At 70.3% G+C, this 25,267-nt stretch carries 13 protein-coding genes; all 13 read left to right on the top strand.

Features of this window, described 5'->3' with window-relative positions; genetic code table 11:
• Positions 1–13: 13 nt before the first annotated feature.
• Positions 14–544, top strand: coding sequence for an RNA polymerase sigma factor (locus Q5Z10_RS12275; protein WP_303635712.1), 531 nt, complete (start codon positions 14–16; stop codon positions 542–544).
• Positions 545–613: 69 nt separating this feature from the next.
• A complete protein-coding gene (locus Q5Z10_RS12270) occupies positions 614–1,594 on the top strand; it encodes a FecR family protein (RefSeq protein WP_303635711.1) in 981 nt (326 codons plus the stop codon).
• A 51-nt stretch (positions 1,595–1,645) separates the two neighbouring features.
• Complete coding sequence (locus Q5Z10_RS12265; protein WP_303635710.1) at positions 1,646–2,197, top strand: hypothetical protein; 552 nt, start codon at positions 1,646–1,648, stop codon at positions 2,195–2,197.
• A gap of 120 nt (positions 2,198–2,317) precedes the next feature.
• Entirely contained in the window at positions 2,318–2,902 is a 585-nt protein-coding gene (locus Q5Z10_RS12260; RefSeq protein ID WP_303635709.1) for a hypothetical protein, read from the top strand.
• A gap of 57 nt (positions 2,903–2,959) precedes the next feature.
• Complete coding sequence (gspG, locus tag Q5Z10_RS12255; protein WP_303635708.1) at positions 2,960–3,397, top strand: type II secretion system major pseudopilin GspG; 438 nt, start codon at positions 2,960–2,962, stop codon at positions 3,395–3,397.
• Positions 3,398–3,451: 54 nt separating this feature from the next.
• A complete protein-coding gene (gspK, locus tag Q5Z10_RS12250) occupies positions 3,452–4,312 on the top strand; it encodes a type II secretion system minor pseudopilin GspK (RefSeq protein WP_303639181.1) in 861 nt (286 codons plus the stop codon).
• On the top strand, positions 4,309–5,475 hold the full coding sequence (gspL, locus tag Q5Z10_RS12245; RefSeq protein ID WP_303635707.1) for a type II secretion system protein GspL: 1,167 nt from the start codon (positions 4,309–4,311) through the stop codon (positions 5,473–5,475). The genes gspK and gspL overlap by 4 nt, the downstream gene beginning before the upstream one ends.
• Positions 5,476–5,486: 11 nt before the next feature.
• Positions 5,487–5,999 carry a type II secretion system protein M gene (locus Q5Z10_RS12240; protein WP_345783991.1) on the top strand — a complete coding sequence of 171 codons (513 nt, stop codon included), beginning with the start codon at positions 5,487–5,489 and terminating at the stop codon, positions 5,997–5,999.
• A 26-nt stretch (positions 6,000–6,025) separates the two neighbouring features.
• A complete protein-coding gene (gene gspD / locus Q5Z10_RS12235; protein ID WP_303635705.1) occupies positions 6,026–8,368 on the top strand; it encodes a type II secretion system secretin GspD in 2,343 nt (780 codons plus the stop codon).
• Positions 8,369–8,409: 41 nt separating this feature from the next.
• Positions 8,410–9,792, top strand: a complete 1,383-nt coding sequence (gspE, locus tag Q5Z10_RS12230; protein ID WP_303639180.1) for a type II secretion system ATPase GspE — start codon at positions 8,410–8,412, stop codon at positions 9,790–9,792.
• Between the two features lie 7 nt (positions 9,793–9,799).
• Positions 9,800–10,999, top strand: a complete 1,200-nt coding sequence (gspF, locus tag Q5Z10_RS12225) for a type II secretion system inner membrane protein GspF (protein ID WP_303635704.1) — start codon at positions 9,800–9,802, stop codon at positions 10,997–10,999.
• A 309-nt stretch (positions 11,000–11,308) separates the two neighbouring features.
• On the top strand, positions 11,309–12,484 hold the full coding sequence (locus tag Q5Z10_RS12220; RefSeq protein ID WP_303635703.1) for a substrate-binding domain-containing protein: 1,176 nt from the start codon (positions 11,309–11,311) through the stop codon (positions 12,482–12,484).
• 201 nt (positions 12,485–12,685) lie between these two features.
• Positions 12,686–25,063 carry a putative filamentous hemagglutinin family protein gene (locus tag Q5Z10_RS12215; protein ID WP_303635702.1) on the top strand — a complete coding sequence of 4,126 codons (12,378 nt, stop codon included), beginning with the start codon at positions 12,686–12,688 and terminating at the stop codon, positions 25,061–25,063.
• Positions 25,064–25,267: the final 204 nt, after the last annotated feature.

The following is a 25,267-nucleotide window of genomic DNA, read 5'->3' as shown; positions in this document are numbered from 1 at the left end:
CAAGGAATCGAACATGAGCAACAGCACAACCGGGGCGGTAGACCTGATGGACCATCTGCTCGGCGCCTACGACGAGCTGAAGCGACGGCTGGTGCGCAAGCTGGGCTCGGAGGAGCTGGCCGGCGACGCGCTGCAGGACACCTGGATGCGGCTCAGTGCCCGCCGCGACCGCCTGGATGCGGTACAGAACCCGGCGGCCTATCTGCTGCGCATGGCGATGAACACCGTGATCGACCGCCAGCGTGCCGATCATCGGCTGCTGAGCCTTGAGGAAGTGGACTCCCTGATGGAAATGGCCGATCCGGGCCCGGGGCCGGCCCAGGCGGCCGAGCTGGAGATCGCGCTGGAGGACATGGTCGGCCTGCTGCAGCGGATGCCTGAACGGCGCCGCCGCATCCTGCTGGCGATCCGGGTCGACGGGCTGCAGCAGCGCGACGTCGCCGACCATCTGGGGGTGTCGTTGCGGCTGGTGCAGCGCGAACTGAAGGCGGCGCAGGACTACCTGGCCGAGCGCAGCGGGCAGGGGCGCCAGGTGCGGTTCTGAGCGGCGACATCCGTCTACACTTTGACGCCGAGCAGAACCCCGCAGCGTGCGGGTCCGGCATGAGCCCCCATGGACGCTGACGATCACCCGCACCGCCCGCTGGATGCCGTTGAGCGTCAGGCCCACGCGTGGGTGGTGCGGTTGACCTCCGGCGAAGCCACCGCTGCCGACGGACAGGCATTCCGTGCATGGTGTGATGCCGATCCGCGGCATCGCGAAGCGTTCGGCCGTGCGCGCCGCCAATGGGAGCAGATACGCCTGGCGGGTGAGCAGGTGCCGGCCGCTGCGCGCCAGCCGGTGGCGCCGGGTCCGGCGCAGCGCTGGAGCCGGCGTGCCTTCCTCGGAGCCGCCGTCGCGGCGCCCGCCAGCCTGGTGGTGGTGGCCGCGCTGCGCCCACCGCTGGGGTTGTGGCCCTCGGTGACCGCGCTGGCCGCTGATTTCCACACCGGCACCGGCGAGCGGCTGCGGATTGCGCCTTCGCCGCAGCTGCAGATCCAACTGGATACCCAGAGCAGCCTGCGCCGGCGTGCCGACGCCGACGGCGAAGGCTACGAGCTGGTGCAGGGCCAGGCCGCGTTTGAAACCCTGGCCGGTACCCGCCTGGCGCTGTTTGCCGGCCCCGGTTGCGTGGTGGCCGAGGAAGGTGCGGTGCGGCTGGACGTGCGCAACACGCAGGGCCAGGTACGGGTGGCCTGCCTGCACGGCAGCGCCCGCATCGAGCATCCGCAGGGGCGGTTGCAGCTGCAGGCGGGCCAGCAGACCCGTTATGACGAGCGGTTGTCGGGCGTGGTGGCCGAGGCGGTGCCCGCCGAAGTGAGCGCCTGGACCGAAGGCATGCTGGTGTTCCGGCGTGCACCGCTGCGTGAGGTGGTGGACGAGATCAACCGCTACCGGCGTGGCCGGGTGATGCTGGGCGAGACGGCCGCCGCGCGGGCGCCGGTCAGTGGCCGCTTCCGCATCGACGATCCCGATGCGGCCCTGGAGCAGCTGGGGCAGACGCTGTCGCTCGGTCTGCGTCGTTTTCCGGGCGGCATCGCCGTCTTGGGGTAATGACCCCGCCGCGTGCGCTGCAGGGTCACCGCCCGCATGAAGAGGCCACGGATGCGCAACGAGACCATTGGCGTGCTGGACCTGCGCCGCAACCTGTCGGCATTGCTGGAGACCACGCAGCGGCGCCCCCTGATGGTGCATCGCTACGGCGCACCGTGGGTGTGCGTGGTCTCCGACCAGCAGTGGCGGCAGCAGGCCGTGCTGCTGGAGTTCGAGCCACAGGCCCATCCGCTGGCGATGCTGTTGCGGCTGCAGCAGCAGCTGTTGCCGCTGCCCGAGCACGGCACGCTGCCGATGGCGGCGGTGGCGCGGGGATTGCTGCTGTTGGCGATGCATGGCATCGACGGCCTGCCACTGCTGCATGACCACGTGCGCCATCACCGGCTGTGGCACTGGTTCGTGGCGGGCGCGGGCAGCCTGATGGAGGGCTGGCAGCTGCCACTGCTGCAGGCCGGCACCGCACAGCTGCTGGACGACGCCGACATGGGCCACGCATGGCATGCGTTCAGCCAGCGCAGCGACGTCGCGGTGCTGGCGCGGCGCTGCGGCGGCGACGCACCGCGCCTGGACCTGCAAGCCTGCAGGGCGATGACGCTGCAGTGACAGCGCTGCGAGGCTGCAACGCAGTGCACATCCTCATCGTTGCGCTGTCGCTTCTGCAGTGGCGCGGCCGTCTTCTGCAGAGTACGACGCGTCCGCGTCAGGAGAGCGCAGTCGACACCGATGAACGACCGCCGCAGGATCAGCATGCTCGAGCTGGACCGTCACCTGAGCCAGTCCCTGGAACAGGCACGGCACGCGCCGGTGAACGTGCAGCGTTACGGGCAACCGTGGGTCTGGATGTTGGCCAGTGATGCCTGGGCCGAGGCGGCGCGCTGGTCGGCGCTGGATACCAGCGCGCACCCGTTGCTGCAGCTGCGCCCGGCGCTGGACGCGCAGCTGCAGCCCTGGCCCGACGCGGCACTGGCCGGCGTGCTGCAGGACGGTGGCGAGTCCCGCCTGCTGCAGCGTGCGGCGGTGCTGGTGGCGCTGCGCGCCCCGGGCAGCGCGCAGCAGCTGCATGACGACCTGCGCTATCACCAGGTGTACCGGCAGTTCATCGGCTTCGACCACGGCACGGCGTGGTCGCCATTGCAGTGCGTGCGGCTGTTGCAGGCCAGCGCCACGGCGGCGCTGCAGGCGTGCGTGGACGACACGCTGGCGCGGCTGCCACCCGCATTGCTGGACGCGGCCAGTGTTCCGGCCGCGCGGCGGCTGCGCGAACAGGCACGGAACCAGCGGATTTCCGCAGGATGTTTATCGTACTGACACATGTGCCGCTGAACATGGTGCAGCGGTCTCTTCCAGGATGACGAGGGCGGAACGATGGGTAGGCAGGCGCGTGGTCGCAGGGCTCGGCAGCAGGGTTTCAGCCTGATCGAGATCATGGTGGTGGTGGTGATCATCGGCATTCTGGCCGCACTGATCGTGCCGCGGTTGATGGATCGACCGGACCAGGCGCGCGGGGTGGCGGCGCGCCAGGACATCGCGGCATTGATGCAGGCGCTGAAGCTGTACCGGCTGGACAATGGGCGCTATCCCGGCGCGGAACAGGGCCTGCAGGCGTTGGTGAAGCCGCCGCAGGGCAGCGGCACGATGGCGGCCACGCCGTACCTGGAGCGGCTGCCCAACGATCCCTGGGGCCATCCCTACCAGTACCAGAATCCCGGCACGCACGGCGATATCGATGTGTTCTCGCTGGGAGCGGACAGCAAGCCCGGCGGCGAAGGCGGTGACGCGGACATTGGCTCCTGGCAACTGTGAGGCCGACCGATGGCGCTCCGCACTGTTCCAGCCACCGGTGCCCGCCAGCGCGGCATGGCGGTGATCGTGGCGATGCTGGTGGTGGCGCTGGTGGCGGTGATCGCCACTGCGCTGCTGACCCGGCAGTCGGCGCAGCTGCGCGCCGTGCGCGGCGACCAGTTGCGCATGCAGGTCCGCATGGCGGTGGATGCCGCCCTGGAGCGCGCGGCGCAGCAGCTGCGTGACGATGCGCGCGAGCAGCTGACCACGGTCGGCAGCGGTCGCTGGGCACGGCCACTGCAGCTGCAGGTGCCGCTTCCGGCGCAGCTGCAGCTGGTCGATGCGCAGGGCCTGTTCAACCTGCGCAACCTGCTGGCGCAGGGGCGCCCGGACGCAGACGCGCGCCGGGCCTTCATCGCCTTGTGCCAGGCGCAGGGACTGGGGCAGGGCGCGTGCGACGCGGCGGCAACCCACATCCAGGCGCGCCTGCGCGATGGCGGGCAGGCGGCGCAGGCACCGCTGCCGCGCGAATCGGTGATCGCGCAGGCACTGCCCGGCGCCGATCCGGTCGCGGTGCAGGCGCTGTCCCGGCGCACGGTGGTGCTGCCGGCGCAGACGCTGGTCAATGCCAACACCAGTGATATCGCGGTGCTGCAGGCGGTGGCGCCCGGCATCGAGCGCGGGCGCCTGCAGGCACTGCTCGGCGAACGCGATGGCGGCCGCTGGCTGCTCAACCGCGGTGACATCGCCAACCGCCTCCAACTGAGCAATGAACAGATGGCGCTGATTCCGCTGGGCATCCATAGCGAGTGGTTCCTGGCGGTGGGCCAGGTGCAGGCCGACGGCAGTCCGGTCGATTTCCGTGCGCTGATCTGGCGCGAGTACCGCGATGACCACGTGCGGGTGCAGCGGGTGTGGACGAGGATCGGCGCATGACCGATGAACTGCGGATGCGCCTGCCCCCACTGCAGCGCGTGGCGGCCGACAGTCCGGTCGAATGGGCACGGATGCACAGGGGCGAGCCTGTGGCGCAGGGCTGCGACACCCTGGCCGTGCTGGGCCAGCGCCATCCGCAGGCGCGCGTGCTGGCCTGCCTGGATCCGTCTGATCTGATCCTGCTTGAACTGACGCTGCCGCCGCTGTCGGGCCGCCGCCTGCAGGCTGCACTGCAGGGGGAGGTCGAAGCCATGCTGCTGGATGATCTGCAGGACGTGGCACTGGCCCACGGTACGCAGGCCGCCGATGGCACGGTGCCGGTGGCCTGGCTGGGGCAGCAGGCCATTGCCCGGGCGCAGCAGCAGCTGAGCGCGTGTGGCCTGAGGTTGCAGGCACTGTATCCCACGCCACTGCTGCTGCCGTGGCAGGACGGGCAGGCCACACTGCTGGCGGCCGATGACTACCTGCTGGTGCGCAGCGGGCGTGATCGCGGCTTCGTGCAGTGGTGCGGAGGGCGTGAGGCGGCGACGGTGCTGCAGGCGCTTGGCAACCGGCTGCAGCAGACCGGCGTGCAGGCGGTGCAGTGGATCGATGCGGTACCGGCCGCCTGGCCGGACGCGCTGCCGGCGACGGTGATCGGACGCCCGCTGCAGGCCAGTGGCCCGTTGCCGGGCTGGTCATTGCCCTTGCCCGGCACGACCACGCAGGCACCGCGGCTGGCCATCGGCCTGGCGCTGGCCGCCGCGCTGCTGGCTGCGCTGGGCCTGCAGCTGCAGGTCACGCGCTGGCGTGGTGAAGGCGAAGCGCTGCAGCGCGAGATGGCGCGGCAGTTCAGCACGCACTTCCCGGACGTGCGCGATGTGGTGGATCCGGTCGTGCAGGCACGCCGGGCACTGGCGGCGCCGGCGGCGCCGGTGGCGCTGCCGGCGGTACAGACGCAGGTGGCGACCGTGCTGCAGGCCGTGCCGGAGCTGGGCGGACAGGTGCGCAGCCTGCGCTACGAGCCCGGTACGCTGCAGCTGGAACTGGATGTGGACGCGCAGCGTGCGGCTGACGATGCGCAGCGCTTCGAGCACTGGCAGCAGGCCCTGCAGGCGCAGGGGCTGCAGCTGGCGCGTGACGGCGCGGGACGACTGCGGATCGGCAGCGGGTCGGCACCGTGAGCCTCCCTGAAATGGGCACGGACGCTGCGCGGCCGGCGTGGCTGCAGCGCTGGCAGCGGCTGGCGGCGCGCGAGCGCGCCATGCTGGTGCTGATGGCCGCCGCGCTGCTGGCAACCGCGCTGTGGCTGGCGTGGCTGGAACCGCTGCTGAAGCAGCGTGCCCACTGGCAGGCGGAACTGCCGCGCCTGCACGCGCAGGCCAACGCGCTGGCGCCGCTGCTGCGTGCGCGGCAACAGCAGCAACAGTTGCAGGGCCGACGACCGAGCATCGCCGCGCTGCGCCAGCAGATTGCGACGGCGGGCCTGGCCGAGTACCTGCACATCGACACACGTGACGGGCGCTGGCACCTGCAGGTGCAGGCCATGCCCGCCGACGCACTCTGGAACTGGCTGTTGCCGGTGCTGGCCGACCCGGCCATCGAACTGCAGCAGCTGCAACTGCAACGCACAGGGGACGTAGACATGCCTGCGGCACGGATTTCCGGAACCGTCGAGATGGTGGCCAACCGCGGTGGCCGGCAGTGAGGGCGCTGTGCACACTGGGCTGCAGCATGCTGCTGGCGTTGGCGGTGGGCGTGGTCCATCTGCCTGCGCACGCGCAGGACGCCAGCAGCGAACCGGTGCAGCTGAATCTGGTGGACACCGATATCGGCGGCGTGCTGCGCATGGCGGCGCGCTTCACCGGCCGCCAGTTCCTGGTGGACCCGCGGGTCAGCGGCAAGATGACCGTGGTGTCCGATGGCCCGGTCAGCCGGGTGCAGGCCTACCAGCTGCTGCTCGGTGCGTTGCGCATGCGCGGCTTTGCCGTGGTTGAGAGTGGCGGGGTCAGCCGGGTGGTGCCGCAGGCCGACGCCAAGCTGCTGGGCGGCCGGGTGGGCAGTGGCGGTGCGGGCGGCGAAGTGGTCACGCGTACCTTCGCGCTGCGCTACGAGAATGCGGCCGCGCTGGTGGCGGTGCTGCGGCCGATGATCAGCCCGGACAACCCGATCACCGCCAATGCCGGCAACAACACGCTGGTGATCACCGACTACGCCGACAACCTGGAGCGTATCGCGCGGGTGATCGCCAGCGTGGACACGCCGGCGGGCCTGGATACCGATGTGGTCAAGCTGCAGCAGGGCATCGCGGTGGACGTGGCGGCGATGGTGGCACCCCTGCTGGACGCGCAGGGCGCCGAGCCGGCGCAGAAGGTGGTGGTGATGGCCGACCCGCGCAGCAACAGCGTGCTGCTGCGCTCCAGCAGCCCGGGCCGTACGCGGTTGGCACGCCAGCTGGTGGAGAAGCTGGACCGTGCCCAGGACGAATCGGGCAACCTGCACGTGGTCTACCTGCGCAATGCCCAGGCCACGCAGCTGGCGGGCGTGCTGCGCGGCGTGGTGGCCGGCCACAGCGACGCGCCCGCGGCGGGCAGCAGCGAAGGCATCACGCCGTCGCCCAATGACGCCGCGCGGACCCCGGCGGCGCAGCCGGCGCAGACGCAGCAGGCGCGGACCGGTGGCAACGCGCTGGAATCGCAGCGGCTGGATCCGGGGCGGCGCGATCCGGTCGATGCCGGCAGCACCGGCTTCAGCCAGAACGGCATCTCGGTACAGGCCGACATCGCCACCAACACGCTGCTGATATCGGCACCCGAACCGGTGTACCGCAACCTGCGCCGGGTGATCGACCAGCTTGACCAGCGCCGCGCGCAGGTGCTGGTGGAAAGCCTGATCGTGGAAGTGAACCAGACCGACGCCGCCGAGCTGGGCGTGCAGTGGATGCTGGGCAACGGCCGCACCTTCGGCGGCACCCACTTCGGCGGCGAGACCGGCGGCAGCGGCTTGAACACCACCGCACGTACCACGCTGGACGTGCTGCCCAGGGATGGGCTGAACATCGGCGTGATCGACGGCACCATCAACCTGCCGGGCGTGGGCCAGATCCTGAACATGAAGGCGCTGGCCAATGCCCTGCAGAGCAAGGGCGGGGCCAACATCCTGTCCACCCCGAACCTGATGACGCTGGACAACGAGGCCGCCAGCATCATGGTCGGCCAGACCGTGCCCTTCGTCAGCGGGCGCTACGTGACCGATGGCGGTGGCGGCAGCAACAACCCGTTCCAGACCATCGAACGCGAGGACATCGGCCTGAAGCTGCGAGTACGCCCGCAGATCTCCGAAGGCGGCACGGTGAAGCTGGACATCTACCAGGAAGTGAGCAGCATCGACGCGCAGACCGCAGGCAGCGCCGGCATCATCACCAACAAGCGGGCACTGGATACCAGCGTGCTGCTGGATGATGGCCAGATCATGGTGCTCGGAGGCCTGCTGGAGGACAGCGTCAGCCACGGTCGCGACGCGGTGCCCGGGCTGGGCCGGATTCCGGTGCTGGGCGCGCTGTTCCGCAGCGACACACGCAAGCGCGCCAAGACCAACCTGATGGTGTTCCTGCGCCCGCACGTGGTGCGCGATCCGGCCGCCGGGCAGCGCTTGACCCGCGACCGCTACGACTACATGCGCAACGCCCAGGCCGGCGCCCAGCCGGTGCAGAGCTGGGCGCTGCCGGCGCTGTCGGCGCCCCAGCTGCCGCCGCAGGACCTGTCCGTGCTGGGCCAGGGCAACGCCCGTGACGGGCAGGGCCAGCCGCTGCAGGGCAGCAGCCTGGCGGCGCTGTATCCGGCCGGCGACGGCACGGTGCAGCTGGTGCAGTTCGCGCAGGGGCTGGACCCCGCGCGCGCCAGCCAGGGTGTGGCGCAGGCGCGCGCGCTGGGCCTGCAGGCCTATGCCGAAGCGATGCCGGGCGAGAGTGGCCAGCGCCTGCGGGTGCGGCTGCCACGCGATCCGGCCACGCTGGACCCTGCGCTGCAGCAGTTGCGGGGGCTGGGCTACACCCCGGAACTGGTGATCGGGCCGTGACCGCGCCGCTGCCGTATGCCTGGGTACGCAGCCATGGCGTGATGCTGGCCGAGGCCGACGGCGAACCGGTGCTGCTCGGTACCGCGGACACGGCGGCCTGGGCGGTGGCCGAACTGCGCCGCCGGCATGGCGCATTGCCGTTCCAGCTGCTGGAGCCTGCGGCCTGGCAGCAGCGGCTGGGCGAGCAGTACCGTGACGGTGGCGATGCCGCCGCCGTGGTCGGCGCGGCCGAGAGCGAGGTCGATCTCGACCGGCTGATGCAGGACATGCCCGAAGTGACCGATCTGCTGGACGCGCAGGACGATGCGCCGGTGATCCGCATGATCAATGCGCTGCTGGCACAGGCCGCGCGCGATGGCGCCAGCGACCTGCACATCGAACCGTTCGAGACCCACTCGGTGGTGCGCTACCGGGTCGATGGCACCCTGCGTGACATGGTGCAGCCGCGGCGCGCATTGCACGCGGCGCTGGTGTCGCGCATCAAGATCATGGCGCACCTGGATATCGCCGAAAAGCGCCTGCCGCAGGACGGGCGCATCGCGATCCGTGTCGGCGGCCGGCCGCTGGACATCCGCGTCTCCACGGTGCCGACCGGGCATGGCGAGCGCGCCGTGCTGCGACTGCTGGAGAAGGACGCCGGCCGGCTGCAGCTGCAGCGCCTGGGCATGGCCGATGACACGCTGGCCACCTTCACCGGACTGATCCGGCAGCCGCATGGCATCGTGCTGGTGACCGGTCCGACCGGCAGCGGCAAGACCACCTCGCTGTACGCGGCGCTGGGCCAGCTGGACAGCACCACCAGCAACATCCTCACCGTGGAGGATCCGGTGGAGTATGACTTTGCCGGCATCGGCCAGATCCAGGTCAACGCGCGCATCGGCATGACCTTCGGTACGGCACTGCGTGCGATCCTGCGCCAGGACCCGGACACCATCATGATCGGCGAGATCCGCGATCTGGAAACGGCACAGATCGCAGTGCAGTCTTCGCTCACCGGCCACGGCGTGCTGGCCTCGCTACATACCAACGATGCCATCTCGGCGGTGACCCGGCTGGCCGACATGGGCGTGGAACCGTTCCTGCTGGCGTCGTCGCTGCGTGGCGTGCTGGCGCAGCGGCTGGTGCGCCGGCTGTGCATGCAGTGCCGGCGTGCGGAGGTGGATGGCGAAGGGCGCACGGTGTGGCGTGCGGTGGGCTGCGCGGCGTGCGCCAACAGCGGCTATCGCGGTCGTACCGGCATCCATGAACTGTTCGTGGTGGACGACCGGGTGCGTGCATTGATCCACCAAGGCCAGGGCGAGCCGGCCCTGCGCGAGGCGGCGCGGCGCGCCGGCATGCGCACGCTGCGCCAGGATGGGCAGCGCTGGGTGGACAGCGGGGTGACCACGCTGGAAGAGATCCTGCGCGTGACCGGAGACGATTGAGGCGCGCATGGCACTGTTCGACTACCAGGCCGCCAACCCGCAAGGGCGCATCGAGAAGGGCCAGCTGGATGCCGACAGCCCGCGCGGTGCACGCCAGCAGCTGCGTGGGCGTGGGCTGACCCCCGTGCAGGTGAGTGCGGCGCGCAGCGCCGGCAGTGGCTGGGGGGCACGCCGCCTGTCCGCCAGCGAACTGGCCTGGGCCACGCGCCAGCTGTCCAGCCTGCTGGCGGCCAGCCTGCCGCTGGAAGGCGCGTTGAGCGCGGTGATCGAACAGGCCGAGCGCCCGCATGTCGTGCAGGCGTTGACCGCGGTACGCGCCGACGTGCGGGCGGGCCAGCGGCTGACCGTGGCGCTGGCGGCGCGGCCGCGGGACTTTCCGCCGATCTACCGCGCCCTGGTCGGTGCCGGCGAGGATTCCGGCGACCTGGCACGGGTGATGGAGCGCCTGGCCGATTACATCGAGGAACGCAATGCGCTGCAGGCCAAGGTGCTGACCGCCTTCATCTACCCGGCAGCGATCAGCCTGGTGTCGGTGGCGATCGTGATCTTCCTGCTCAGCTACGTGGTCCCGCAGGTGGTGACCGCGTTCGTGCAGGCACGGCAGACCCTGCCGATGCTGACCCAGGTGATGCTTGCCGCCAGCGCGTTCGTGCGCAGCTGGGGCGTGTGGGTGGCGCTGGGCATTGGCGCATGCGTGGTGGCGTGGCGACTGGCGCTGCGCCGGCCCGACCTTCGCCTGCGCTGGGATGCGATGCTGCTGCGCGTGCCGATGCTGGGACGATTCGTGCTGGGCGTGAACAGCGCGCGTTTCGCCTCGACGCTGGCAATCCTGCTCGATGCCGGCGTGCCGCTGCTGCGGGCATTGGAGGCAGCGCGGCAGACGCTGGGCAACGCGCTGCTGGTGCGCTGTGCCGACGATGTGGCCGCGCGCGTACGCGAAGGCGCCGCACTGGGCGCGGCGCTGAAAGTGCAGAAGGTGTATCCGCCGATCCTGGTGCACCTGGTTGCCAGCGGTGAGAAGACCGGCGCACTGGCACCCCTGCTGGACCGCGCTGCGCAGACGATCTCGCGCGAGATCGAGCGCCGTGCGATGGCACTGACCGCACTGCTGGAGCCGACCATGATCCTGGTGATGGGCGGCGTGGTGCTGACCATCGTGCTGGCCGTGCTGATGCCGATCATGGAAATGAACCAGCTGGTGCAATGACCTGGCGCGCGCTTCACGGCCAGCGCCGCGTCCTGCGCGGCGTCGTCGCCGCTCGGACGCGCGTTGCTGATCGTCGCGCGCCGCGCTCGCCGTGCGCGGCGCGGCGCTGCCACGTGCAGAGATCATCCACACAATCCTCCACACCTTTTTTCGATCTTCCACAGGTTTCTTAAGCGGCTTGTCATCGGCCGCGACCAGCATGGGCCCGTCGTCGCAGAGCGGGCTGGGAGGCCCCTGGCGACAGCAGGCGTGTAGTGACCGTTCCTCCCTTGGCGTTTCCCTTCGCAGTAAACCCTTCAGGAGAAGATCATGACCAAGTACAAGACCCTGGCCGCGCTGGTTGCCACCGCGCTGCTCGCTACCGTGGGCGCCGCCTCGGCGCAGACCGTCACCGGCGGCGGCGCCTCGCTGCCGGCCGACCTCTACAAGGGTTCGGCCGACAGCATCCTGCCGGCGAACTTCACCTACGCCGTGACCGGCTCGGGCACCGGCAAGAAGGCCTTCCTGGAAAACAACTCGCTGCTGTTCTCGACCACCGGCACCGTGCATTTCGCCGGCAGCGATTCGGTGCTGAGCAGCACCGAACTGAGCACCTACACCACCAACTTCAACCAGCCGACCAATGCCAACCGCTACGGCGTGCTGATCCAGGTGCCGTCGGTGGCCACCTCGGTCACCATTCCGTTCAACAAGGCCGGTTCGGCGGTGGACCTGAGCGTGGCGCAGATCTGCGGCGTGTTCTCGGGTGCGATCAGCGACTGGTCGACCATCGACGCCAACCGCAGCGGCCCGATCCAGGTGGTCTACCGCCCGGAAAGCAGCGGCACCAGCGAAATGTTCAGCCGCTTCCTGACTGCGGCCTGTGCGGCTGAGGACGCTGACACCTCGAACCTGGTGGGCGGCAAGTTCGCCATCAAGTCGACCTTCGCCGACCTGTACAAGCGCGATGCCAACGGCAACCTGCCGGCCTTCCTGGTGGCCGCCCCGGCCACCGGTGGTACCTCGCTGTACAACGCTGTCTACGCTGCTGAAGGCCGTATCGGCTACGTCGGCCCGGACGTGATCCCGAGCCTGACCGATGCGACCAAGGTCGCCAAGGTCAAGGGCTTCTCGCCGGACCAGGTGAGCGTGCAGGCCACCCTGGACACCGTCGCCCCGCCGACCGGCACCGCTGCCGAGAACCCCGCCAACTGGGTGCCGGTGTTCGGCAACCCGTCGGCCGGCTATCCGATCGCCGGCTACACCAACCTGGTCATCGGCCAGTGCTACAAGGATTCGAGCGTCGCCACCAGCCTGCGCGGCTTCCTGGCCCGCCACTATCCGGCGACCTACACCGTCGCGTATGAGAAGTCGATCACCGACCACGGCTTCATCCCGCTGACCAAGGTCTGGCGCGATGCGATCCGCAACCGCTTCGTGCTGGCCAGCAGCGCTGCCGGCCTGAACAACCCCAGCACCTGCTCGGGCATCGGTCGTCCGCTGTAATCCGCAGCACCGGTTGAACCCTGTTTGACCCGACGCCGGCCCCCTGGGCCGGCGTCGCCATTTCCGCGACGGTGCCCGCCGCCGCAGCGCTTCGCTGTCGGCTTCGTGTCACGTGAACCGTCTATCAGTGGCAGGGCATGCGTTGCGCGTGCCTCCCCGATCGTCGCCGCTGCCGCGGCCCACCAGGTTGATGAGGTCCCGATGTCGCACCCGCTCCCGTCCGCTGTTCATCCGGCCGCGCCGATGCGCCGCAATCACCCGATGGCGTGGGCCATCGCGGTCGCCCTGGGCAGCATGGTGGCCCCGGCCAGCCAGGCGCAGCAGGCATTCAGCCCGGGCTGGTTCGCCGACCGCGGCGCCGCCCAGGGCAGCGCCGCGCAGAGCGGGCGCATGCCCAGCGGCGTGCCGATCCAGTTCCAGTTGCCGGCCCAGCAGCAGGATGCGGCGCGGCAGAAGCTGCAGCAGTCGATCGACAACCTGGGCACGGCGGCACAGGCGATCGCCCTGCAGCAGCGCCTGCAGGAACAAGCGCGGCAGGCGCGCCGCGAGGCCGGCTTCATCGTTGCCGATGGCCTCGGCAAGGACGGCCTGAGCGTCGACCAGAACCCGCTGACCCGTGGCTGGCTCAATGCGCGCGAGGCGATCCAGTCGCAGGGCAGCGACGGGCGCGTACAGGTCACGGTCGAACAGACCGCAGACAAGGCGATCCTGAACTGGGAAACCTTCAACATCGGCGGCAACACCACGCTGAACTTCCTGCAGAACCCGGACTGGGCCGTGCTGAACCGGGTCAACGACCCGGCTGCGCGGCCCAGCCAGATCCTGGGGCAGCTCAACGCCAACGGTACGGTGTTCGTGGCCAACCGCAATGGCGTGGTGTTCGGCAACAACAGCCAGGTCAACGTGCGCAACCTGCTGGCGGCTGCAGCACGGATCAGCGATGCGCAGTTCCGCGACAACGGCCTGTACAGCCCCGACGCCAACAGCAGCGCGCTCAGCGATGCATTCGGCAAGGTGATGGTGGAGCAGGGCGCGCGCATCACGACCCATGAACCGACCAGTGCGACGCGCGGCGGTGGCTACGTGCTGCTGGCCGGGCACAGCGTCGAGAACGCCGGCCAGATCGAAGCGCGCAAGGGCCAGGTGCAGCTCGCCGCCGGTGACAGTTTCGTGATCCGGCGCGGCGTTGGCACGGCCGCCAATACCAGCTCCACCACCCGCGGCAATGAGATCGCGCCGCGCTTCATCAGCGGCAGCACGGCCGGCAGTGTCCGCAACACCGGCCTGCTGCGTGCCCGCGAAGGTGACGTGACGCTGGCCGGGCGCACGGTGGAGCAGGCCGGCGTGGCCGTTGCCAGCACCACGCTCGCGCAGCGCGGCACGGTGCACCTGCTGACCTCATCCAGTGATGCCGCCGCCAGTGTCACCCTGGCCGACGGCGCCACGACGGCAGTGCTGCTCGAGGACGACGGCAAAGCCACTGCGCTGGACAGCCAGCGCGACGCCCTGATCAAGGAATCGGCCGAGCAGGATGCGCTGCGCGCAGCTTCCCGCTCCAGCACCTTCGACAATCTGTCCCAGCACGCCGACCGTCGCGACCAGTCGCGCGTGGAGATCGTGTCCGGCGGCGACATCGCCTTCAGCGGCAACTCGCTGACCCTGGCCACCGGCGGCCAGGTCATTGCCGATGCGGCGGACCGCAGCCAGCTGGACAGCACCGCGCGGGTGGACGTGTCCGGCGCGGTGGGCGTGCGTGTGTCGATGGAAAGCAACTCGGTGCAGGTCAAGGTGCAGGGCAACGAACTGCGCGATGCACTGGACAACCGTGACAGCGGCAAGCTGATCAGCAGCGAGGTCTGGGTCGATCGGCGCCAGCTGATCCACGTGCCGGCCGGCACGGGAGGCTATGAGGGCGACCGGTGGTATGCCGGCGGTGGCCTGCTGGAAGTGGGCGGCTACCTGGACAACCAGGGCCATTCGATCAGCGAGTGGGCGGCACAGGGCGGCACCGTGCTGCTGGGCGGCAAGGAAGTGATCGCCGGCAGCGGGTCGCGCATCAACCTGGCCGGCGGCAGCCTGGATGTGCAGAGCGGCATGGTCCAGCAGAGCTGGCTGCGTGGTGTCGACGGCCAGGTATACCGGCTGGATGACGCACCGGCGGAGATGTTGTTCGATGGCCTGTACAGCGGCTACGAGGTCACGCAGGCGCGCTGGGGGGTAACCGAATCGTTCCGCAATCCCATCGTGTTCGCGGCGCAGCGTGCCGAGAACGGCTATACGGTCGGGCGCGACGCGGGGCGCCTGCTGGTGTCGGCGCCCACGGCGGTGCTGGATGGGCAGGTGGAGACCGGTACCTTCCAGGGCGCGCAGCAGGGCCGCCGCCCGGATGCGGCGCTGGAAGGCTATGCGCAGGCGCAGACCGCGGTGGCGCGCAACGCGCAGTTGTACCTGGGTCGCTACGATGCGCTGGGTCGCAACGGTGTCTTCGATTCCGATGTGCGGCTCGATGGCAGTGCAGCGCCGAAGGTGACCTGGTCGCTGCAGACGCCGGTGGCCGACGACCGCCGCAACACGGTGTGGCTGGACGGATCCCAGCTCAGTGCCCAGCAGTGGGGCCGCATCGATCTGGCCACTGCCGGCCGCGCCGCCGTGGCGGGCTCCCTGCAGCTGCAGGCCGGTGGCCAGCTCAACCTGATCGGCAGCGAGGTGGAACTGGCCGGTGACATCCGCATTGCCGGCGGCCAGGTGCAGGCCGGGAACCTGCTGGACGTGCTGGGCCGGCCGACCGCGCTGCTGCGTGCGGGGCGGGCACAGGTGGCCATCGCCGAGGGCACGCGGATCGATCTTTCCGGCGCATGGAGCAATGCTTCGCTGGGCAGCGCGCTGGATGCGGGCCGCGCCTGGACCGACGGTGGCAGCCTGCGCCTGCAGAACAGCCACGATGTGAGGGTGGGCGCGCAGGCGCGGGTGGATGTCGATGCGGGCGCGGCGATGGACGAGCGCGGCAAGGGCACCATCGGCAAGGGCGGCAGTGTCAGCCTGCAGGCCAACAGCGGCGAGGTATCCAGCGACGGCAGCGGCCGGGTGCGACTGGGCGAGGGCAGCCGCTTCAGCGCCCTCGGCCAGGGCAGCGGCAGCTTTGCACTGGGCACCGGTGGTGCGGTGGTGGTGGGCGACGATGTGCCCGCCGGCGATGCCCTGCAACTGCACACCGCACGCTTCGGCAGTGGCTTTGCGCAGTACGACATCAATGGCCACCAGGGCCTGGAGGTGGCCGATGGCGCGCGGCTGGTCGCTTCCGTGCCGGGCCTGCGCCTGACCCAGGACGCGCGCACGGCCACCGATCGGGCGACCGCGCTGGCGACGTGGGACGCGCCGCTGTACAGCGCCGATCCGTCGAGCGGGCGCGTCAGCCAGCGCGCAGGTGCGGGCATCAGCCTGCGTTCGGACCGCAACAGCGTGGGCGGTGACCTGCGGATCGGCAAGGATGCGCTGGTGGCGGTCGACCCGGGACAGACGATCTCGCTGCTTGGTGCAGGCAACATCGATGTTGAAGGCACGCTGCGCGCCAAGGGCGGCCGCATCCTGATCGACGATGTGCGTGCGGAGAACGCCCTGTATGCCGGGCAACGCAGCGAACGCACCTGGCGCCTGGCCGAAGGCGCGCTGCTGGATGCCGATGCGGACGCGGTCTCGCTGGCCGATGCCAGCGGCCGTCTGCAGGGGCAGGTGCGCACGGGTGGACGCATCGAGATTGGCGGGGCGCTGGACTGGGAAACCACCGCGTTCGTCGACAACCGCCCACCGGAAGCGTTCGTGGTGGTCGAACGCGGTGCGCGCCTGCAGGCGCGGGGTGCCTCGGCCGACCTGGACGTGGACGGCCAGGGCCGCGTGCGCGTGGACAGCGATGGCGGGCAGATCGTGCTGCGCTCGGCCAATGCGCTGTACCTGGAGGGCGCGATGGACGCGGCCGCCGGCGGCGCCGGCGCACGCGGCGGCACGCTGGGGCTGGCCTTTGGCGGCAGCATCCATGCACGCGGCGCCAGCGAGGAGGTACTGCGGGCGCGTGAGATCACCCTCAGCCAGCACAGCGCACCGGCGCAGCCACTGCCGGCGGCATTGGAGTATGGTCACGCCGCGTTGTCGGTCGAGCAGCTGCAGGCCGGCGGTTTCGACAACCTGTCCGTGTTCGGTGACATCCGCGCCGTCGGCGATGTCGACCTGCGCCTGGCGCAGAGCCTGCGCATCCACGGCCAGGGTACGTCGAGCCTGGGCATGGCCGTGGGCGCCGGGCCGTCTTCGGGGGTGCGACTGAGTGCGCCCTACGTCCGCCTGGCGCAGGCACGCTGGCGGCAGATACCGGGCGAGAACCTGCTGGGCACCGCCGAGGTTGCCTCGGCGGCCCCGGACCAGCATGCGCTGGCGGTGCAGGCCGAGCTGATCGACATCCGCGACGTCACCTGGCTGCCCGGGTTCGAACACGTGGCGCTGGAAAGCCGCAGTGATGTGCGCCTGACCAACGGCATTGCCAGCAATGGCAACACCAGCGCGTTGATGACGGCCGGTTCGATGGATGTGACCGCTGCCCGCCTGTACCCCACCACGGGTGCGGCCGGCACGCTGGTGGCCGGCGCTTCGGCGCAGACCGTGCAGACCGCTGATTACTGGGCTGATCCAGATGCCGTGCTGCGCATCCACGGCATCGGTGCGGGTACGCAGCCGGCGCCGGAATCGGCGCTGGGCACGCTTCGCCTGGTGGCCGCCACGGTGCAGCAGGGCGGCAACGTACAGGTGCCGATGGGCGCGCTGCAGCTGGGCGGCCTGATCCTGAACGGAACCGTCGGCAGCCGGGTGGAACTGCTGCCGGGCAGCGTTACCTCCACCAGCGGCGCCGGCCTGTCGCTGCCCTACGGTGGCACCGTCGATGGTGTCGACTGGCGGGTCGGCACGCGCAGCGTGAGTTCGCCGGCCGGCATCTCCCAGATGGGGGTGACCCTGAAGGCCAACGAGATCGAGGTGGCGCCGGGGGCACTGCTGGACATGTCCGGCGGTGGTGAGTTGACGGGTGCGGCCTTCGTGTCCGGGCGCGGCGGCTCTGTCGACGTGCTGCGCACGGCGTTGGCCGACGCCAACCCGCGCTACGCGTTCAGTGCGTCGGGCAACCCGGTGTATGCGATCGTGCCGGGACGTGCGGGGACGTTCGCCCCCAGCGGCGAGGAAGGATTCACCGCACCGGCGGTGGGCCAGCAGATCACCGTGCCGGCGGGCGTGCCCGGCCTGGCGGCAGGCACCTACACGCTGATGCCGGCCAGCTATGCGCTGCAGCCCGGTGCATTCCGGGTGGAGCTGGGCGCCACCGGCACCTCGGGCATCGCGCAACCGATTGCGACCGGCACCGGCACCTGGCGTGTGTCCGGGCAGCAGCGCACGGCGCTGGGCGCGGCAATCTCGCCGTTGCTCACCGACATCCTGCTGACCCCCGCCGCAGTGGTACGCCGCCACTCGGGCTACAACGAAACCTCCTACAACAGCTTCGCGCAATCGGTGGCCGACCGCCGCGGCGAGTCGCGTGGCTGGCAGACCATCGATGCGCTCGGGTTGACCCTCGCGCTGGGCGAAGGCGCAGGGCGTGCAGACGCGCCTGCCATCCGCTTCGCCGGCACCGCGCGGTTCGGCGCCGCCACCGACAACGGGCGCGGCGGCACGCTGACAGCCACGTTGGCCAGCCCGGCGGTCGGTTCGCTGGAGATCGTCGATGGCAGCGCGCCATCGCAGGCGCGTGATCGCGGTGCCACCTTCAGCGACGACGCGCTCAATGCCTTCCTGCCGGCGCGGATGATGATCGGCGGGCAGTTCAACCAGCAGCCCTCGCAGGTGGCGGTGACCGGCCAGGCGCGCAGCGTGGCGATCCGTTCCGGGGTCACCCTGAACGCACCGGAAGTGCTGGTGGCAGCGGCCTCCGGTGGCAGCGGCATCCTGGTCGAGGCCGGTGCGACCCTCGATACTCTGCCGTTCGCATCGACCAACCCGGACGTCAACGCGACCCTGCCTTACAAGGTCTCCGGCGGCCTGCTGGCGGTGTCCAACCAGCGCCTGAACCTGATCACCGGCACCACCGGCGTGGAGGCCGGTCCGGTGGCGATCGACATCGGCGGGTGCCAGACCGCGTGCGAGGGCCAGACCCGGCTGGTTTCGGACGGCAGCATCGCGGTCGCGACCGATGGCACGCTGCAGATGCGCGACTCGGCCAGCTATGGCACCCGTCAGCTCGGCCTGAGCATGGCGGCGCTGAACCTCGGCAGTGCCGAAGCGATCGCGCAGGCCGCTGCGGCAGGGGCGCTGCCCAGTGGCATGACCATGAACCAGTCCGTGCTGCAGCAGCTGCTGCGCGGCAATGATGCCACCGGCGCGCCGGCGCTGGACACGCTGAGCCTGGTCGCGCGGGATTCGGTCAACGTGTTCGGCAGTGTCGACCTGGACGCGCGCGACAGTGCCACCGGCCGCAGTGGCCTGCAGACGCTCGTGCTCGGTGCGCAGGCCATCCACGGCTACGGTGCGGCGACCGACCGTGCGCGCATCCTGGTGGATACGCTGGTCTGGGACGGCGCACTGGCGGCGACCCAGGCGCCGGGCAGCAATGCGTCGGTGCCGCCGGCCGATCCGATGGTAGACCGGCTCGGCGCCGGGCAGCTGGACATCTTCACCCGCCAGCTGCGGTTGGGGCGGGCGCCATTGAGCCGTCCCAGCTCTGAAGTACCTGCGAACCGGCAGGTGCTCGGATTCAGTGCGCTGAACCTGAGTGCTTCGGAGCAGCTGTCGTTCTCCGCGCAGGGCACGCTGGACGTGTTCCAGCAGCGCGGCGACTATCTGGCCGACAAGGGCTGGCAGTACAGCGGAGGCAGCCTGGGTATCGATACACCGCTGTTGACCGCCGATCCCGCCGCGCAGCTGCGCGTGCGCACCGGCGGCGACTTCCGCCTGCAGGGGGGCACCGGCAAGGCGGGTGGCGATGCACTGGGCAGTGAGCTGAGCATCGACGCCAACCGGATCATGCTGGACAGCACGATCGCGCTGGCGTCCGGACGGCTGTCGGCGAACGCGCGCGAGGGCATCACGCTTGGCAGCCGGGCCGCGCTGGACCTTGCCGGGCGCAAGGTCCCGCTGTACGACGTGGACAAGTTCAGCTGGGGCGGTGATGTCCTGCTGTCCAGCGACACGGGGGACATCCGCACCGATGCGGCCTCCCGCATCGATGTTTCCGCCCGCAACAACCGCGGCGGGCGCCTGACGGTCAGCGCAATGGCCGGTCAGGCCGATCTGGCCGGTGTGCTGCAGGGTGCCGCCAGTGGCCGCTACGATGCCGGTGGCACGCTGGTGCCCTATGACGGTGGCGAACTGGTGGTGCGGGCACGCCAGCTGCAGGACTTCGCCGGCCTCAACCAGCGACTGACCGCTGGCGGTGTGGTCGGCGGTCGCAGCTTCCAGATCGGCGAAGGCGATCTGCGGATCGGCGACGAAGTGAAGGCACGCCGGGTCGACATCAGTGTCGATGCGGGCAGCCTGACCGTGGCCGGCCGCATCGATGCCAGTGGCGAGCAGGTCGGCAGCATCCGCCTGTACGCCCGCGATCAGCTGCAGGTGGACGGCACGCTGGACGCGCACGGTACCGGCCTGCGCGTGGACAGCCACGGCAAGATCATCGACAGTCCCAACCGCGCCACCATCACGCTGGGCAGCGCCGAAGGCGCCGTCGGCCTGGGCAGCGCGGCGCACCTGGACCTGCGTGCCGGCAGCGACGTTGCCGTCGGTGAAGGTCCCGGCCAGAACGATGGCGTAGCGCGCGGCACACTGAAGATCGATGTGCCGCGGCTGGGCAGCAACGACGCGGCGATTGCCGCGGCCAGCGGCCTGCGCATTGATGGCGCCGCCGACATCCAGCTCAATGGTGTCCGCCGCTACGACGATGCGCCCCTGGCCAGCACCGCTGACGTGCGCGGCAACCGCGCGCAGCTGGTCACCCAGCAGTGGCTGGACCAGGTGGTCGATCCGCACAGCGTGGCCTGGATCGATGCTGCGCTGGGCAACCCGGATCTGCAGCAGCGCACGGCCGCGCTGGGCGATGTCCGCCTGCGTCCCGGCGTGCAGGTGGTGGCGCGGCGCAGCGACGCCAACCCGGAGGGCGACCTGACCATCGCCGGCGACATCGATCTGTCCGGCTACCGCTACGGGCCCGATGCCAACCGCGCCGATCCATCGCGGCGCGGCTTCGGTGAATCGGCCTCGCTGGTGCTGCGCGCCGAAGGCAACATCAACGTCTACGGCAGCATCAATGATGGCTTCGCACCGCCGCCGTCCACGCCGGACGAGGGCGGTTGGCAGTTGTATGAGGCTCGCAATGGCAGCGCCGGGCACACCCCCTTCGGTGGCGACCTGGTGGTGCCGGTGGACGGAGTGAAGCTGCAGCCGGGCACCGAGTTCCAGGCCGGCACCCGCCTGAACTATGACGTGCCGGTCGAATCGGTAACGCTTCCGGTCGGTACCGTGCTGCCCGCGCCGATGGAGATCTCGCAGACCCTGCGCCTGCCTGCGGGCACGGTGCTGGGTGCGGCGGTGACCACCCAGTCCGGGCAGACGCTGGCGGCGGGCACCGTGCTGCAGGAGCCGCTGGTGCTGGCGGCCGGCGCGCGGCTGGGCGCCGGCTTCCGCCTGCGCAGCGCGGTCCAGATGGCGGCACAGGAGTGGCCCGCCGGCGCGGTGCTGCCGGTTGCGCTGCGCCTGGCGCGGGAAGTCGAGCTCAAGGTGGGCGCGTACATCCCATCGTTGACCAAGGTGGAGCTGCCCGGCGACGCGCCGGTGAATCTGCGGCCTGCCGATGCCAATGGCAACCAGGGACGCAACTGGGCGCTGGCGCCGATGCTGGCCGAGGGCACCACCTCCTGGGACCTGACCGTGGTTGCCGGTGCCGATGCCGGGGCGGCCGATCCACGCAGCCGACGCTGGGGCAGCGAAGGCAGCGTGGTGCTGGCCGATACCCACCAGGGCTCGATCGGTACGGTCAAGACCGAAATCATCTGGGTGGGTGACCGCGCGTTGACCGAGCAGGCATCGCTGGACTGGATCGGCGACACCTCCTATGCGGGCCGTCCGATCGCAGAGCTGGCCGACATGTTCGGCTTCACCGAAGATGAGTTCTGCGCGATGTCGGCCGACTACTGCGGCCCGGCACCCCGCCAGGTGGCCGCGCAGGGCTCGCTGGATTACTGGGGCGACGAGTCCTACGTGGGCACCCCTGCGAAGGACTTCGCGGCGATGTTCGGCATGACCGAAGACGAGTTCTGCAGCACCGCACCGACCTACTGCGCCGGCGGTGGCACGCAGACCGAAGTGACCACCTACGGCAAGCGCGCGGGCACGCCGGCCTGGAGCGTGCTGCGCACCGGCAAGGGTGACCTGGAACTGCTCGCTGCCGGCGACGTCGTGATGAAGTCCGGCTTCGGTGTGTACACGGCGGGCACTCCCACCACGTTGGGCGAGGGCCGCGACGCTGCCTTCAATTCGCCCCGTGCAGCAGCCCCCAGGAACACCGCACTGCTGGGTCCGGACCTGGTGCCGGGCAGCTATGACGCCGCATTGGCCGGCTACCAGGCCTGGTATCCCGATCATGGCGGCAACCTGCGCGTCGAAGCCGGGCGCGATATCGTTGGTGACGTCTGGACCGGGCGCGCAGAGTCGGGCACCAGCGAGCGCGACTGGGCGCTGTACTCCAGTGCCGCGGTCGGCAACTGGCTGTGGCGGCAGGGAACCGGCAGCACCACCGGCGTAGAGCCGGTGCCGACCAGCTGGTGGGTGAATTTCGGTACGTACACCAACGTCTCCACTGCCGCCGGCGCCTCTCCACGGATGGTCGGCTTCACCGGCTTCGGCACCCTGGGCGGCGGCAACCTGACGCTGGAGGCCGGGCGTGACGCCGGCGTGCGCGACGCGATAGGCGACGCACTGGGCTCGCTGACCGCACCGCGCTCAGGCGCGATCATCGCGGCGGTGGGATCGACCGGCCGGGTCAGCGATGGCCAGCTGCACCTGACCGGCGGCGGCGACCTGCAGCTGCGTATCGGTGGCGCACTGAATCCGAATCTGCGGGCGACGTTCTCCAGCCTCAATGCCTCCAGGGCGGGACAGAATCTCGACCTCAACGGTACCTTCAGCAATCTGCGTGGCAGCCTGCAGCTGGATGCGGGGCGCATCGGTGCAATGGGCGTCACCCTGGAAAGCTACGCGACGCTGGGTGTGCAGCGCGCGGCAGACCTGTTTGCGCCCGACGCCGCCCGCGCGATGGGCGGGCCGGTGCTGGTGCTGGGCGACGCCGCCGCGCAGCTGCAGGCGCGGGGCGATGTGGTGCTCGGCGGCGTCGCCGATGCCGGCCGGGTTCCGCTGGCCAACTACAGCGCGGTGCTGCAGGATGATGGCGCGCGCGCTGCGGGCAGCACGTGGTTCTCCCTGTGGACCGCCAACACGGCCGTGGATCTGTTCAGTGCCGGTGGCGACCTCGCGCCAGGTCTCGCCGGGCCGGAAAACGTGACGGGCAGCAATCTGGGGCTCGAGCAGGTCAAGCTTGCTGTGCGCGGCAGCGACGATCTGCTGAATTACTGGCTCTATCCTTCGCGCTTCAGTGCCATTGCTGCACAGGGCGACATCAAGCTGGACCGGATCAGCACGACGCCGGGAACGCAGGATGTGATCCTGCTGGCACCCTCGGCGACAGGACGGCTGGACGTCCTGGCCGGTGGCGGCATCTTCGCCCAGAGGGGCGCGACCCAGATCGCGCGCTCCGCCAGCGACGCGCGCCTGCCGGGACCCTTCGACCCGGCATTCATGGCCGAGCAGGGGGATTCCAGCGGCAATGTGACCCGCTCGCGGCACAACCTGTCGGTCGACGGCAACAATCCATCGCCGGAGGCGTCGCTTCCGCTGTTTGCGTTCGGTCCGAACACTCCGCTGACCACCGTGTCTGCGGCCCTGGCGCCGAGCCGTTTCTACGCGGTGCAGGGCGACATCATCGGTCTGGCCACCGGCGCCCAGCGCACGCTGGATCCCAACGCGAGGCAGCGCACGCAACTGAACTGGTTCGAGGCCGCCGGCGCCGTGCAACTGCGGGCAGGCCGGGACATCCTGGGGGTGTCGATGACCGCGTTGAACACCGCGCCCACCGACATCACGGTGGTGGCGGCGGGCCGTGACATCGTGCATCTGGACGCGACCATCGCCGGCCCCGGCAATGCCGAGATCAGTGCCGGCCGCCAGCTGCGCCAGGAAGACCTCGGCAGCATCGTCAGCCTCGGCGGCATCATCCAGGGCGATACGCGGCCGGGTGCCAGCATCGCGCTGACGGCCGGCAACCAGCAGATCGATTTCGCGGCCCTGCGTGCCCGCTATCTCGACTCGGCCAACCTTGCAGATCCCGCGCAATCGCTTGCGTCGCAGCCGGGCAAGGCGGTGAAGATCTATGACAAGGAACTGAAACAGTGGCTGCAGCAGCGCTTCGGCGTGGCTGCCGACGGCGACGGTGCGCTGGCTGCGTTCGACGCACTGCCGCAGGAACAGCAGCGCATCTTCCTGCGCCAGGTGTACTACGCCGAACTGCGCGAAGGCGGCCGCGAGTACACCGATGTGGAGGGTCCGCGTTTCGGCTCCTACCTGCGTGGCCGCGAGGCCGTCGCCACGTTGATGCCGGACAAGGATGCGACGGGAGCGACGATCCAGCGCACCGGCGATATCGTGATGTACGGCGGTTCCGGCGTACGCACGGAAGCCGGCGGCAACATCGAACTGATGGCGCCGGGCGGACAGATCGTGGTCGGCGTGCAGGGCGTGGTGCCACCGGCCAGCGCCGGCCTGGTCACCCAGGGCCAGGGCGATATCCGGTTGTTCAGCCAGGACAGCGTGCTGCTGGGCCTGTCGCGGGTGATGACCACCTTTGGCGGTGACATCCTGGCGTGGTCCGAGCAGGGCGACATCAACGCCGGCCGGGGCTCGCAGACCACCCTGCTGTACACGCCGCCGCGCCGGGTGTACGACACCTGGGGCAACGTGATCCTGTCGCCGCAGGCGCCGGCCAGCGGCGCCGGCATCGCCACGCTGAACCCGATCGCGGAAGTGGCGCCGGGCGATGTCGACCTGATCGCTCCGCTGGGCACCATCGATGCGGGCGAAGCCGGCATCCGCGTCTCGGGCAACATCAACCTTGCCGCGCTGCAGGTGCTCAACGCCGCCAACATCCAGGTGCAGGGCGACAGCAAGGGCCTGCCGGTGCTGGCCTCGGTGAACGTCAATGCGCTGGCCTCGGCCAGCGCCGCGGCCAACAGCGCCAGCCAGGCCGCACAGGACGTGATGCGCAAGAGCCAGGATGACGCGCGGCGCAACCAGCCGTCGGTGATCAGCGTGCAGATCCTCGGCTTCGGCAGTGCCAGCAGCAGCATCGACGCACCGGCCCGTGGCCCCACGGCCAGCAAGGACTACGACGTGAACAGTGCTTTCCAGTTCCCGCAGGCCAGCAGGAACGACGACACCCAGCGCCGGTAACCGCGGCGCGGGTCGGCACAGGGCCCGATGCATGGCATCGGGCGACAGCATCGGGCCAGCCGCCACGGAGCGGTGGCGGCCCCAGCCAGGACGGCACGGAGGGCAGGGAGCAGCCATCGGCGGTGAGGACCACCGGCACGGCGCCGCCGGGCGCGGGAGAGCGCTCGGCGGCAGGTGGGGAGGAGCGGTGCTGGCGCCACGCCC

It is taken from the genome of Stenotrophomonas sp. 704A1, assembly GCF_030549525.1.
Taxonomy (GTDB): domain Bacteria; phylum Pseudomonadota; class Gammaproteobacteria; order Xanthomonadales; family Xanthomonadaceae; genus Stenotrophomonas; species Stenotrophomonas tuberculopleuritidis.
Note: the sequence above shows the minus strand (reverse complement) of the source record. Positions and strands in the feature narration are given on the sequence as shown.

Bases quoted from the DNA above. Each gene is read 5' to 3' on its own strand.
- Q5Z10_RS12275 (WP_303635712.1), top strand. From the start codon at position 14: ATGAGCAACAGCACAACCGGGGCGGTAGACCTGATGGACCATCTGCTC.
- Q5Z10_RS12270 (WP_303635711.1), top strand. From the start codon at position 614: ATGGACGCTGACGATCACCCGCACCGCCCGCTGGATGCCGTTGAGCGT.
- Q5Z10_RS12265 (WP_303635710.1), top strand. From the start codon at position 1,646: ATGCGCAACGAGACCATTGGCGTGCTGGACCTGCGCCGCAACCTGTCG.
- Q5Z10_RS12260 (WP_303635709.1), top strand. From the start codon at position 2,318: ATGAACGACCGCCGCAGGATCAGCATGCTCGAGCTGGACCGTCACCTG.
- gspG (WP_303635708.1), top strand. From the start codon at position 2,960: ATGGGTAGGCAGGCGCGTGGTCGCAGGGCTCGGCAGCAGGGTTTCAGC.
- gspK (WP_303639181.1), top strand. From the start codon at position 3,452: ATGGCGGTGATCGTGGCGATGCTGGTGGTGGCGCTGGTGGCGGTGATC.
- gspL (WP_303635707.1), top strand. From the start codon at position 4,309: ATGACCGATGAACTGCGGATGCGCCTGCCCCCACTGCAGCGCGTGGCG.
- Q5Z10_RS12240 (WP_345783991.1), top strand. From the start codon at position 5,487: ATGGGCACGGACGCTGCGCGGCCGGCGTGGCTGCAGCGCTGGCAGCGG.
- gspD (WP_303635705.1), top strand. From the start codon at position 6,026: ATGCTGCTGGCGTTGGCGGTGGGCGTGGTCCATCTGCCTGCGCACGCG.
- gspE (WP_303639180.1), top strand. From the start codon at position 8,410: ATGCTGGCCGAGGCCGACGGCGAACCGGTGCTGCTCGGTACCGCGGAC.
- gspF (WP_303635704.1), top strand. From the start codon at position 9,800: ATGGCACTGTTCGACTACCAGGCCGCCAACCCGCAAGGGCGCATCGAG.
- Q5Z10_RS12220 (WP_303635703.1), top strand. From the start codon at position 11,309: ATGACCAAGTACAAGACCCTGGCCGCGCTGGTTGCCACCGCGCTGCTC.
- Q5Z10_RS12215 (WP_303635702.1), top strand. From the start codon at position 12,686: ATGTCGCACCCGCTCCCGTCCGCTGTTCATCCGGCCGCGCCGATGCGC.